Origin of the sequence: Leptothrix discophora (assembly GCF_030705305.1) — a bacterium.
GTDB classification, from domain to species: domain Bacteria; phylum Pseudomonadota; class Gammaproteobacteria; order Burkholderiales; family Burkholderiaceae_C; genus Sphaerotilus; species Sphaerotilus discophorus.
In genome coordinates, this window is sequence record NZ_JAUZEE010000016.1 from 49,322 (window position 1) to 62,012 (window position 12,691).

A 12,691-nucleotide genomic window follows, 5' to 3' on the forward strand; every position below is an offset into this window, starting at 1 on the left:
TGACTTGTTGCGTTGCACCACGCAAGCTTTATCGGAGAAAAAGAAAAAGGGCCACGTGAGCGGCCCTTCCGGACGCAGCCGATCGGGCGATCGGCTGCTCGGGTCGAGGTGGCTTATTCGGCCACGTCGCCCGCTGCGGCGGCGTCGACGGCAGCCAGCGCGTCCTGCGCTTCCTGCATGGCGATCAGGCGACGTTCCTGGTCGTCCATCTCGTCCTTGGCCTTGCGAGCCTGGTGGTAGGCCAGGCCGGTGCCGGCGGGGATCAGGCGACCGACGATCACGTTCTCCTTCAGGCCACGCAGCTCGTCACGCTTGCCCATGATGGCCGCCTCGGTCAGCACCCGGGTCGTTTCCTGGAAGGAAGCGGCCGAGATGAACGAGTCGGTCGACAGCGAGGCCTTGGTGATGCCCAGCAGCACGTCGGCGTAGGTCGCCGGCAGCTTGCCTTCGCCACGCAGGCGGTCGTTGGTGTCGAACAGCTCCGAGCGCTCGACCTGCTCGCCCACGATGTAGGTCGAGTCGCCCGAGTTGGTGATCTGGACGCGGCGCAGCATCTGGCGAACGATCACCTCGATGTGCTTGTCGTTGATCTTCACGCCCTGGAGCCGGTAGACGTCCTGGACCTCGTCGACGATGTAGCGCGCCAGTTCCTCGACACCCAGCAGGCGCAGGATGTCCTGCGGATCGGCCGGACCGTCGACGATCGATTCGCCCTTGTTCACCACCTGGCCTTCGTGCACCAGGATGTTCTTTTCCTTGGGCACCAGCTCTTCGTAGACCTTGCCGTCCGGATCGGTGATCTGCAGGCGCACCTTGCCCTTGGTCTCCTTGCCGAAGGACACCGTGCCGGTGATCTCGGCCAGGATGCCCTTGTCCTTGGGCGAACGGGCCTCGAACAGCTCGGCCACGCGGGGCAGACCGCCGGTGATGTCGCGGGTCTTCTGACCTTCGACCGGGATGCGGGCCAGCACCTCGCCGGGCATGACGTCCTGGCCGTCGCGGACCTGGATCAGCGCGCCGATCGGGAAGCCGATCGTCACCGAGTGGTCGGTGCCGGGGATCTTGATCTCCTGGCCGCTGACGTCCAGCAGCTTGACCTGCGGACGCACGACCTTGGCGGCGCCACGGCGCTTCGGGTCGATCACCACCAGCGTCGACAGGCCCGTGACCTCGTCGACCTGCTTGGCGACCGTCACGCCCTCTTCCACGTTCTCGAAGGTCAGGTGACCGGCGAATTCCGTGATGATGGGGCGGGTCAGCGGGTCCCAGTTGCCCAGCACGGTGCCAGCCTTGATGGTCTGGTCGGGCTTGACGTTCAGGATCGCGCCGTACGGCACCTTGTGGCGCTCGCGCTCGCGGCCGTGCGGGTCGGTGATGACGATCTCGCCGGAACGCGAGATGACCACCAGCTCGCCCTTGGCGTTGGTGACGTAGCGCATCGTGCTGTTGAAGCCGATGATGCCGTCCGACTTGGCGTCGACACTCGACGCCACCGCCGCACGGGAGGCCGCGCCGCCGATGTGGAAGGTCCGCATCGTCAGCTGGGTGCCCGGCTCGCCGATCGACTGTGCCGCGATCACGCCGACGGCTTCGCCGGTGTTGACCACGCCGCCGCGACCCAGGTCACGGCCGTAGCACTTGGCGCACAGGCCGTAGCGCGTGGCGCAGGTCAGCGGGGTGCGGACCTTGACCTCGTCGACGCCGGCGGCCTCGAGCACGTCCATCGCGTCCTCGTCGAGCATCTTGCCCGCGACCAGCAGGGTTTCCTGGGTCTCGGGGTGGATGACGTCGATCGCGGTCACGCGGCCGAGGATGCGGTCGCGCAGCGATTCGATGACCTCGCCGCCCTCGACCAGCGCGCGCATGTTGATGCCGTGGTCGGTGCCGCAGTCGTCCTCGGTGACCACCAGGTCCTGGGTCACGTCGACCAGGCGACGCGTCAGGTAGCCGGAGTTCGCCGTCTTCAGCGCGGTGTCCGCCAAGCCCTTGCGGGCGCCGTGGGTCGAGATGAAGTACTGGAGAACGTTCAGGCCTTCGCGGAAGTTCGCGGTGATCGGCGTCTCGATGATCGAGCCGTCAGGCTTGGCCATCAGGCCGCGCATGCCGGCGAGCTGGCGGATCTGGGCAGCGGAGCCGCGGGCGCCCGAGTCGGCCATCATGTAGATGGAGTTGAACGACTCCTGGTCCACCTGCTTGCCGTTGCGGTCGAGCACCTTTTCCTTGGACAGCTGCGACATCATGACCTTGCCGACCTCGTCGCCGGTCTTGCCCCAGATGTCCACGACCTTGTTGTAGCGCTCGCCGGCGGTCACCAGGCCCGAGACGTACTGCTGCTCGATCTCCTTGACCTCGTTCTCGGCGCGCTCGATCAGCTCGACCTTCTGCTTGGGCACGAGCATGTCGTCGATGGCGATCGAGATGCCCGCGCGGGTGGCCAGCCGGAAGCCGCTCTGCAGCAGCTTGTCGGCGAAGACGACGGTCTCCTTCAGGCCGCACTTGCGGAAGGCGGTGTTGATCAGCCGCGAGATCTCCTTCTTCTTCAGCGCCTTGTTCATGACGCTGAAGGGCAGGCCCTTGGGCAGGATCTCGCTGAGCAGCGCACGGCCGACGGTGGTGTGCGTGAGCGTGGTCTTGGGCGTGAAGCCGCCGTTCTCCTCGTCGCGCAGCCACTCGGTCAGGCGCACGCTGATGCGCGTGGTCAGCTCGACCACGTTGTTGTCCAGCGCGCGCTGCACCTCGACGGTGTCCGAGAAGATCAGGCCTTCGCCCTTGCCGTTGGTGCGCTCGCGGGTCGCGTAGTACAGACCCAGCACCACGTCCTGCGACGGCACGATCGACGGCTCGCCCGAGGCCGGGAAGAGCACGTTGTTCGAGGCCAGCATCAGCGCGCGGGCTTCCATCTGCGCCTCGATCGACAGCGGCACGTGGACGGCCATCTGGTCGCCGTCGAAGTCGGCGTTGAAGGCGGCGCAGACCAGCGGGTGCAGCTGGATGGCCTTGCCCTCGATCAGCACCGGCTCGAAGGCCTGGATGCCCAGGCGGTGCAGCGTCGGGGCGCGGTTCAGCAGGATCGGGTGTTCCTTGATGACTTCCTCAAGGATGTCCCAGACCACCGGCGTGCCGGACTCGACTTCCTTCTTCGCCTGCTTGATCGTGCTGGCGATGCCCATTGCCTCGAGGCGCGAGAAGATGAAGGGCTTGAACAGTTCCAGCGCCATCAGCTTGGGCAGGCCGCACTGGTGCAGCTTGAGGGTCGGGCCCACGGTGATGACCGAACGGCCCGAGTAGTCGACGCGCTTGCCCAGCAGGTTCTGGCGGAAGCGGCCGCTCTTGCCCTTGATCATGTCGGCCAGCGACTTCAGCGCGCGCTTGTTCGCACCGGTCATGGCCTTGCCGCGGCGGCCGTTGTCGAGCAGCGAGTCGACGGCCTCCTGCAGCATGCGCTTCTCGTTGCGCACGATGATCTCCGGCGCCTTCAGCTCAAGCAGTCGAGCCAGGCGGTTGTTCCGGTTGATGACGCGGCGATAGAGGTCGTTCAGGTCGGAGGTCGCGAAACGGCCGCCGTCCAGCGGCACCAGCGGACGCAGGTCCGGCGGCAGCACCGGCAGCACGTCCATGACCATCCAGCTCGGTTTGATGCCCGACTTCTTGAAGGCCTCCATGACCTTGAGGCGCTTGGAGTTCTTCTTGACCTTCAGCTCGCTGCCGGTCATGTCGTTGCGGAGCTTGTCGATCTCGATGTCGAGGTCCATCTCGGCGAGCAGTTGCTGCACGCCTTCGGCACCCATCATCGCGACGAACTCGTCACCGTACTCGCGGCGCTTCGTGTCGTAGTCGTCCTCGGACATGATGCTGAACTTCTTCAGCGGGGTCATGCCGGGGTCGGTCACCACGTAGGCCTCGAAATACAGCACGCGCTCGATGTCGCGCAGCGTCATGTCGAGCACCAGGCCCAGACGCGACGGCAGCGACTTCAGGAACCAGATGTGCGCGCAAGGCGCGGCCAGGTCGATGTGACCCATGCGGTCACGGCGGACCTTGGTCTGGGTCACTTCGACGCCGCACTTCTCGCAGATCACGCCGCGGTGCTTCAGGCGCTTGTACTTGCCGCACAGGCACTCGTAGTCCTTGATCGGGCCGAAGATCTTGGCGCAGAACAGGCCGTCACGCTCGGGCTTGAACGTCCGGTAGTTGATGGTCTCGGGCTTCTTCACCTCGCCGAACGACCACGAACGGATCTTCTCGGGCGAAGCCAGCCCGATCTTGATCGCGTCGAAGTGCTCGTCCGGGGTGAACTGCTTGAACAGGTCCAGCAAACCTTTCATGGGGCTCTCCTATTCCCTGTGCTTAGTTGCGCTCGAGCTCGATGTCGATGCCGAGCGAACGGATTTCCTTCACCAGCACGTTGAACGACTCGGGCATGCCCGCGTCGATCGAGTGCTCGCCCTTGACGATGTTCTCGTACACCTTCGTACGGCCATTCACGTCGTCGGACTTCACGGTGAGCATTTCCTGCAGCACGTAGGCTGCGCCGTAGGCTTCGAGTGCCCACACTTCCATCTCACCGAAGCGCTGGCCACCGAACTGCGCCTTGCCGCCCAGCGGCTGCTGGGTGACGAGCGAGTACGGGCCGGTCGAACGGGCGTGCATCTTGTCGTCCACCAGGTGGTGCAGCTTCAGCACGTGCATGTAGCCGACCGTCACCGGGCGCTCGAACTGCTCGCCGGTGCGGCCATCGCACAGCCAGGCCTGCGTGCGCGTGGCGGTCAGGCCCTTGCGCGCGGCGATGTCGTCCGGGTAGGCCAGCTTCAGCATGCCGCGGATCTCTTCTTCCTTGGCACCGTCGAAGACCGGCGTCGCGAACGGCACGCCCTTGGCGAGGTTCGAGGCCATCTCGAGCACTTCCGTGTCGGTCAGGTCATCGAGCGTCTCGGACTTGCCGCCGGACTGGTTGTAGAGCTCGTCCATGAACTTGCGGATCTCGGCCACGCGGGCCTGTTCCTGCAGCATGTCGCCGATGCGCTGGCCGATGCCCTTGCCGGCCCAGCCCAGGTGGACTTCGAGCACCTGACCGACGTTCATCCGCGAGGGCACGCCCAGCGGGTTCAGCACGATGTCGGCGGGGGTGCCGTCGGCCATGTAGGGCATGTCCTCGATCGGGGTGATCTTGGAGACGACGCCCTTGTTGCCGTGGCGGCCGGCCATCTTGTCGCCGGGCTGCAGGCGACGCTTGACGGCCAGGTAGACCTTGACCATCTTCAGCACGCCGGCGGGCAGCTCGTCGCCCTGCGTCAGCTTCTTGCGCTTCTCCTCGAAGGCCAGGTCGAAGCTGTGGCGGGTCTGCTCGAGCGAGTTCTTGATCGACTCGAGCTGGTTGGCGACCTCGTCCTCGGCCGGGCGGATGTCGAACCAGTGGTACTTCTCGACGTCGGCCAGGTAGGCCTTGTCGATGACCGTGCCCTTGGCGATCTTGCGCGGGCCGCCGTTGGCGACCTTGCCGTTGAGCAGCTTCTCGATCCGGTCGAAGGCGTCGGCCTCGACGATGCGCAGCTGGTCGTTGAGGTCCAGGCGGAAGCGCTTGAGCTCGTCGTCGATGATCTGCTGAGCGCGCTTGTCGCGCTGGATGCCTTCACGGGTGAAGACCTGCACGTCGATGACGGTGCCCTGCGTGCCCTGGTCGACGCGCAGCGAGGTGTCCTTCACGTCGGACGCCTTCTCGCCGAAGATCGCGCGCAGCAGCTTCTCTTCCGGCGTCAGCGTGGTCTCGCCCTTGGGCGTGACCTTGCCCACCAGGACGTCGCCGGGGTTGACCTCGGCACCGATGTAGACGATGCCCGACTCGTCCAGGCGAGCCAGTTGCTGCTCGCTGAGGTTCGGGATGTCGCGGGTGATGTCCTCGGGGCCCAGCTTGGTGTCACGCGCCATGACCACCAGTTCCTCGATGTGGATCGAGGTGTAGCGGTCTTCGGCGACGACGCGTTCGCTGATGAGGATCGAGTCCTCGAAGTTGTAGCCGTTCCAGGGCATGAACGCGACCAGCATGTTCTGGCCGAGCGCGAGCTCGCCCAGGTCGGTCGACGCACCGTCGGCGATCACGTCGCCGGCACCGACCTGGTGGCCGCGGCTGACGATCGGACGCTGGTGGATGTTCGTGTTCTGGTTCGAGCGGTGGTACTTGATGAGGTTGTAGATGTCGACGCCGACCTCGCCCGCCACGGTCTCCGCGTCATTGACGCGGATCACGATGCGGTTGGTGTCGACGTAGTCCACCACGCCACCCCGGCGGGCCGTCACGACGGTGCCCGAGTCGACCGCGGCGACGCGCTCGACACCGGTACCGACGAAGGCCTTCTCGGGACGCAGCACCGGCACGGCCTGGCGCTGCATGTTGGCGCCCATCAGCGCGCGGTTCGCGTCGTCGTGCTCCAGGAAGGGCACCAGCGAGGCCGCCACCGACACGATCTGCGTCGGCGCCACGTCCATGTACTGGATGCGCTCGGGCTGGGTCAGCACCGATTCGCCCATCTCGCGGGCCGACACCAGCTCGTCGATCAGCTTGTTGTCCGTGTCGAGCTTGGCGTTGGCCTGCGCGATCACGTACTTGCCTTCCTCGATGGCCGACAGGTAGTCGATCTGCGAGGTCGCCTGGCCTTCGACCACGCGGCGATACGGGGTCTCCAGGAAGCCGTACTCGTTCAGGCGTGCGAACAGCGCCAGCGAGTTGATCAGGCCGATGTTCGGGCCTTCCGGCGTCTCGATCGGGCAGACACGGCCGTAGTGGGTCGGGTGCACGTCACGGACTTCGAAGCCGGCGCGCTCGCGGGTCAGACCGCCCGGGCCCAGGGCCGAGACGCGGCGCTTGTGCGTGATCTCGGACAGCGGGTTGGTCTGGTCCATGAACTGCGACAGCTGCGACGCGCCGAAGAACTCCTTGAGCGCCGCGCTGATCGGCTTGGAGTTGATCAGGTCGTGAGGCATCAGGGCTTCGGTCTCGGCCTGGCCCAGACGCTCCTTGACGGCCTTCTCGATGCGGGCGAGACCCGAGCGGTACTGGTTCTCGGCCAGTTCGCCCACGCAACGCACGCGACGGTTGCCGAGGTGGTCGATGTCATCGACCTCGCCGTTGCCGTTGCGCAGGTCGACCAGGATCTTGACGACGTCGAGGATGTCCGCGTTGGACAGCGTCATCGCGCCTTCGGAGCCGTCGCGGCCCACGCGGGCGTTGAACTTCATGCGGCCCACGCGCGACAGGTCGTAGGTGTCGGCGCTGTAGAACAGGCGGTTGAACAGCGCTTCGACCGCGTCCTCGGTCGGCGGCTCGCCGGGGCGCATCATGCGGTAGATGGCCACGCGCGCGGCCAGCTGGTCGGCGGTCTCGTCGCTGGCCAGGGTCTGGCTGATGAAGGCGCCCTGGTTCAGCTCGTTCGTGTACAGCGTGGGCAGGTCCTTGATGCCGGCCGAGCGCAGCTTCTTGAGCAGCATCTCGGTCACTTCCTCGTTGGCCTTGGCCACGATCTCGCCGGTGTCCGGGTCGACCATGTTGCGGGCCACGACACGGCCGATCAGGAAGTCTTCCGGCACGCTGACGTGCTGGGTCTCCGAGGTGTCGAGCTGGCGGATGTGCTTGGCCGTGATCCGCTTGTCCTTCTCGACGACGACGTTGCCGTTCTTGTCGGTGATGTCGAAGCGCGCGACTTCACCCTTCAGGCGTTCGGCGACGAACTCCATCTGGGCGCCGCTGTCCATCAGGCGGAAATTGTCGAACTTGAAGAAGTTCGCCAGGATCTGCTCGGGGTTCAGGCCGATGGCCTTGAGCAGGATCGTGACCGGCATCTTGCGACGGCGGTCGACGCGGAAGTAGAGGATGTCCTTCGGGTCGAACTCGAAGTCCAGCCAGGAGCCGCGGTACGGAATGATCCGGGCGCTGAACAGCAGCTTGCCCGAGCTGTGGGTCTTGCCCTTGTCGTGCTCGAAGAACACGCCCGGCGAGCGGTGCAGCTGCGAGACGATGACACGCTCGGTGCCGTTGACGATGAAGGAGCCGTAGTCGGTCATGAGCGGCACTTCGCCCATGTAGACCTCCTGCTCCTTGATCTCCTTGACGACCTTGGACTGGCTGGTGGAAGCCTCGCGGTCGTAGACGATCATCTGCAGGCGCGCACGCACCGCAGCCGCGAAGGTGAGGCCACGTTGCTGGCACTCCCGCACGTCGAACGGCGGTTTCGCGATGTTGAACTCGATGAACTTCATCTCCACGAACCCGTTGTGCGAGACGATCGGGAACGCCGAGAGGAAGGCAGCCTGCAGGCCTTCAGGCTTGCGCTGCTTCGGGGGCACGTCCTTCTGCAGGAAGGCGACGTAGCTGTCCTTCTGCATGGTCAGCAGGTAAGGGACGTTGAGCACGCTCGCGCGCTTGCCGAAGCTCTTGCGGATACGCTTGCGCTCGGTGTAGCTGTAAGGGGTAGCTTGCGCCATCTATCACTCCGTGTCGAACACCACCGTCGGGCCAGGACGATGCATCGTTCGGCGACTGGCCTGGGCGGGCGCACGTCCCGGTGGATTGGGGGACGGCCCGTTGCTTGGTGGCTGGCCACTACCAGCCGCTGGCGGACAGACGGCGCATTGCACGCCACCTCGACCAAACCGGTTCTCCGCAGTCGGTTCAGAGAACACTTGAAAAGACCGTCGAGGATAGCCCCGGCGATGTTTTCAGGTGGTCTCCGGGGCATTGCCCGGGATCGCGCCGACAAACACGAAAAGGCTGGCCCCGGAGGACCAGCCTTTCAAGCGAATCAGCGTTGCGACGCGTCGCGCACGCCGGATTACTTGAGTTCGGCCTTGGCGCCAGCTTCTTCGAGCTTCTTCTTGGCAGCTTCGGCGTCGGCCTTGGCGATGCCTTCCTTGACGGGCTTCGGAGCTCCGTCGACCAGGTCCTTGGCTTCCTTCAGGCCCAGGCCCGTCAGTTCGCGCACGGCCTTGATGACCGAGACCTTGTTGGCGCCGGCTTCGAGCAGCACGACGTTGAATTCGGTCTTCTCTTCAGCGGCAGGGGCGGCAGCGCCACCCGCAGCGCCACCGCCGGCGACGGCGACAGCAGCGGCGGACACGCCGAACTTCTCTTCAACGGCCTTGACCAGGTCGTTGAGTTCCAGGACGGTCATGGTGTCCAGGGCAGCCAGGAAAGCGTCTTTGTCGAAAGCCATGTTGGGCTCCTAAATTCGGTTGATTCGTGTGTGAGGGGGTCAGGCCGTCGCAGCTTCGGCAGCGGGCTCTTCGGCGCCGCCACCCTGCTTCTTGGCCACTTCGGCGAGCACGCGTGCCAGGCCGGAGACGGGGGTTTGCAGCAGGCCGAGCAGCTGGGACAGCAGCACTTCCTTGCTCGGCACGTTGGCCAGGGCCTTGACGCCATTGACGTCCAGCACCTTGCCGCCGAATGCACCACCCTTGATCACCAGCTTGTCGTTCGTCTTGGCAAAGTCGGAAATGACTTTGGCCGCCGCGACGGCGTCTTCGGAGAAGCCGTAGATCAGCGGACCGACGAATTGGGCCTCGGCCACTTCAAACTGGGTGCCTGCGACGGCACGGCGAGCCAGCGTGTTCTTCAGCACGTGAAGATACACACCCTTCTCGCGCGCGGTCTTGCGCAGGGCATCCAGATGAGCGACGGTGAGGCCACGGTACTCGGCCACCGTCAAGGTCTGTGCCTTGGCCGCCTGGGCCTGCACTTCCTCGACAACGGCAGCTTTCTCGTTGCGATTGAGACTCAAGGTCCACTCCTTCAAAACGCGGGCCGTCGGGGACTTGCGCCCCCAGCCGGTCCGCACCGGTTTCAGCGACCTTGCCGTTCAGGAACCCGAGAGGGTCGAGACCCTCACACGAAAACCCTTGCGGCGGGACCGCCATCTGCGCTGGTTGACGCACCCCGGAGGCATGCCCCCGATCGGCGTTCGATTAAGCGGGGCCGTCGCCCTGCACCAGCGGTCTTGGATGGCCTGCCGGCTGGCGTCGCGAGACGCTGCCCGGCAGCCCACCAATCCTTGCCGGGACTGCACCAGACTCGTGCAGCCCCGAGATCATTCAAGCTCGATCAGCTCTGGGCCGACATGCCCGACGTGATGCTGCTGACGTCCACGCGGACACCCACACCCATCGTCGAGGACACCGCCACCTTGCGCAGGTAGACACCCTTGCTGGTTGCCGGCTTGGACTTGTTCAGCGCATCCAGCAGGGCTTGCAGGTTGCCCTTGAGCTTGTCGCTGTCGAACGAGCGACGGCCGATCGTGCCGTGGATGATGCCGGCCTTGTCGACGCGGTACTGGACCTGGCCAGCCTTGGCATTCCGGACGGCGGTGGCGACGTCCGGGGTCACGGTGCCGACCTTCGGGTTCGGCATCAGGCCGCGCGGGCCCAGGATCTGGCCCAGCTGACCCACCACGCGCATCGCGTCCGGAGAGGCGATCACGACGTCGAAGTTGATGACGCCGTTCTTCACTTCAGCCGCCAGGTCGTCCATGCCGACGATGTCGGCGCCAGCGGCCTTGGCTTCTTCAGCCTTGGCGCCCTGGGCAAAGACGGCAACGCGCTTGGTCTTGCCGGTGCCGTTGGGCATCACGACCGCACCACGCACGACCTGGTCAGACTTCTTGGCGTCCACGCCCAGCTGCACGGCCACGTCGATCGACTCGTCGAACTTGGCGGCCGCGAATTCCTTGACCAGCGTGATCGCGTCTTCGATGGCGTAGAGCTTGGTCGACTCGATCTTGCCCTGCTGCGCCTTCTGGCGCTTCGTCAACTTGGCCATGTCAGACCCCTTCCACGTTGATGCCCATCGACCGGGCCGAACCCGCGATGGTCTTGACCGCAGCGTCCATGTTCGCGGCCGTGAGGTCCTTGACCTTGATCTTGGCGATCTCTTCCAGCTGAGCGCGGGTCAGCTTGGCAACCTTCTCGACGTGGGGGCGAGCAGAGCCCTTCTCGATCTTGGCGGCCTTCTTGAGCAGCACCGTGGCGGGCGGGCTCTTGAGGATGAAGGTGAACGACTTGTCGGCGAAGGCGGTGATGATCACCGGCAGCTTGAGGCCCGGTTCCATGCCTTGGGTCTGCGCGTTGAACGCCTTGCAGAACTCCATGATGTTCAGACCGCGCTGACCCAGCGCCGGGCCGATCGGGGGCGACGGATTGGCCTTGCCGGCCGGCACTTGCAGCTTGATGTAGCCGACGATTTTCTTTGCCATGATGGCTCCTCGAGTGCGAACGCCCCGGCTCTTCAGTCCCGACCTGCCCCAGCGCGTGTGGCTTGCGGACCGAGGAGCCGGCAGCTCCTCGTCATGGACCCGTTGTGTGGATCAACCCCAGGCGACGGGTCCTTCACGCCTGGAACCGAGAAAACTCAGGCCTGACTCAGACCTTCTCGACCTGATGGAAGTCGAGCTCGACCGGCGTCGCGCGACCGAAGATGGTCACCGAGACGCGCAGCTTGTTCTTGTCGTAGTTGACCTCTTCGATGGAGGCATTGAAGTCGGTGAACGGACCTTCCTTGACCCGGACCACCTCGCCAACCTCCCACTCGACCTTGGGCCGGGGCTTCTCGATGCCTTCCTGCATCTGGCTGACGATCTTCATGACCTCGTCTTCCGAGATCGGGGTCGGCCGGTTCTTGGCGCCGCCCACGAAGCCGGTGACCTTGCTGGTGTTCTTGACGAGGTGCCAGGATTCGTCGTCCATCAGCATCTCGACCAGCACGTAGCCCGGGAAGAAGCGGCGCTCGGTGACCGCCTTCTTGCCGTTCTTCATCTCGACGACCTCTTCGGTCGGCACGAGGATGCGGCCGAACTTCGACTGCATGCCCGAACGCTCGATGCGCTCGCGCAGGTTGCGCTCGACGGCCTTCTCCATGCCCGAATAGGCATGCACGACAAACCAGCGCAGCGGGCTGGCGGCAGGAGCGGTCGGAGCGCTGGAAGGGGTGTCGGTCATCGCGGGAGTCCCTGGTCTTTTGAGGTGGCGGCAAGCGTCGGCAGTCGGCGGATGCCGATCAGCGCTTCCAGCCGAGGATCAGGTCGTAGAACAGCCACTCCAGCGTCTTGTCGGTGAACCACAAGAACAGCGCCATCACGACGACGAAGGCAAACACGTAAGCCGTCATCTGGCCTGCTTCCTTGCGGGTCGGCCAGACGACCTTGCGCAGCTCGCGGGCCGACTCGCGACCGTAGGCGATGAGCGCCTTGCCCTGCTCGGCCGTGAAGAAGGTGGCCACAGCCGCACCGAGCAACACCAGCAGCGCCGCCCACTGGGCCAGTGAACCCTGCTTGCTCAAGGCGTAGAAGGCCACGATCGCGCCGACGACCAACACCGCCGCGACGGCCAGCTTGGCCTTGTCAGCGCCGGTGGAGACGGTTTCGACTTCTTGACTGGACATGTGATTCCAACGGTCTGGCAGAGCGATCACGGTGACCACAGCCATCAGCAGCAAAGCCCGCCGGGGCGTAGACGTCCCGCGGGCCTCGTTTGAGTCGGGTGGCAACCCGCCAGATCAATCGGCGGGCTTGGCAGGGGCAGAGGGAATCGAACCCCCAACCTTCGGTTTTGGAGACCGACGCTCTGCCAATTGAGCTATACCCCTGCGGCCGACTCTGTTTACTCGATGATCTTCGCAACGACGCCGGCACCGACGGTGCGGCCGCCTTCACGG

8 protein-coding genes and 1 tRNA gene are annotated in these 12,691 nt (G+C 65.1%); all 9 read right to left on the reverse strand.

Translation table 11 applies throughout. The annotated features are described in order from the left end of the window. Positions 1 to 113: 113 nt before the first annotated feature. Positions 114 to 4,325: a DNA-directed RNA polymerase subunit beta' gene (rpoC, locus tag Q8X39_RS19625; protein ID WP_305751391.1), complete on the reverse strand. Its 4,212-nt coding sequence runs from the start codon at positions 4,323 to 4,325 to the stop codon at positions 114 to 116. 22 nt (positions 4,326 to 4,347) lie between these two features. Then, positions 4,348 to 8,475, reverse strand: a complete 4,128-nt coding sequence (rpoB, locus tag Q8X39_RS19630) for a DNA-directed RNA polymerase subunit beta (protein WP_305751392.1) — start codon at positions 8,473 to 8,475, stop codon at positions 4,348 to 4,350. A 347-nt stretch (positions 8,476 to 8,822) separates the two neighbouring features. Next, positions 8,823 to 9,203, reverse strand: coding sequence for a 50S ribosomal protein L7/L12 (rplL, locus tag Q8X39_RS19635; RefSeq protein ID WP_305751393.1), 381 nt, complete (start codon positions 9,201 to 9,203; stop codon positions 8,823 to 8,825). A gap of 39 nt (positions 9,204 to 9,242) precedes the next feature. Then, on the reverse strand, positions 9,243 to 9,767 hold the full coding sequence (gene rplJ, locus Q8X39_RS19640) for a 50S ribosomal protein L10 (protein WP_305751394.1): 525 nt from the start codon (positions 9,765 to 9,767) through the stop codon (positions 9,243 to 9,245). 320 nt (positions 9,768 to 10,087) lie between these two features. Beyond that, the gene (rplA, locus tag Q8X39_RS19645) at positions 10,088 to 10,801 is read right to left on the reverse strand and encodes a 50S ribosomal protein L1 (RefSeq protein WP_305751395.1); all 714 of its coding nucleotides are present in this window, start codon (positions 10,799 to 10,801) and stop codon (positions 10,088 to 10,090) included. 1 nt (position 10,802) lies between these two features. Continuing rightward, a complete protein-coding gene (gene rplK, locus Q8X39_RS19650) occupies positions 10,803 to 11,234 on the reverse strand; it encodes a 50S ribosomal protein L11 (protein ID WP_305751396.1) in 432 nt (143 codons plus the stop codon). A 166-nt stretch (positions 11,235 to 11,400) separates the two neighbouring features. Beyond that, complete coding sequence (gene nusG / locus Q8X39_RS19655) at positions 11,401 to 11,976, reverse strand: transcription termination/antitermination protein NusG (RefSeq protein ID WP_305751397.1); 576 nt, start codon at positions 11,974 to 11,976, stop codon at positions 11,401 to 11,403. 58 nt (positions 11,977 to 12,034) lie between these two features. Then, entirely contained in the window at positions 12,035 to 12,418 is a 384-nt protein-coding gene (gene secE, locus Q8X39_RS19660; RefSeq protein WP_305751400.1) for a preprotein translocase subunit SecE, read from the reverse strand. A gap of 128 nt (positions 12,419 to 12,546) precedes the next feature. Further along, positions 12,547 to 12,622 (reverse strand) — tRNA-Trp (locus Q8X39_RS19665). Positions 12,623 to 12,691: the final 69 nt, after the last annotated feature.

Excerpts from the sequence above, each read along its gene's own strand:
- rpoC (WP_305751391.1), bottom strand. The coding sequence starts at position 4,325 with ATGAAAGGTTTGCTGGACCTGTTCAAGCAGTTCACCCCGGACGAGCAC.
- nusG (WP_305751397.1), bottom strand. The coding sequence starts at position 11,976 with ATGACCGACACCCCTTCCAGCGCTCCGACCGCTCCTGCCGCCAGCCCG.
- rplK (WP_305751396.1), bottom strand. The coding sequence starts at position 11,234 with ATGGCAAAGAAAATCGTCGGCTACATCAAGCTGCAAGTGCCGGCCGGC.
- rplL (WP_305751393.1), bottom strand. The coding sequence starts at position 9,203 with ATGGCTTTCGACAAAGACGCTTTCCTGGCTGCCCTGGACACCATGACC.
- secE (WP_305751400.1), bottom strand. The coding sequence starts at position 12,418 with ATGTCCAGTCAAGAAGTCGAAACCGTCTCCACCGGCGCTGACAAGGCC.
- rplA (WP_305751395.1), bottom strand. The coding sequence starts at position 10,801 with ATGGCCAAGTTGACGAAGCGCCAGAAGGCGCAGCAGGGCAAGATCGAG.
- rpoB (WP_305751392.1), bottom strand. The coding sequence starts at position 8,475 with ATGGCGCAAGCTACCCCTTACAGCTACACCGAGCGCAAGCGTATCCGC.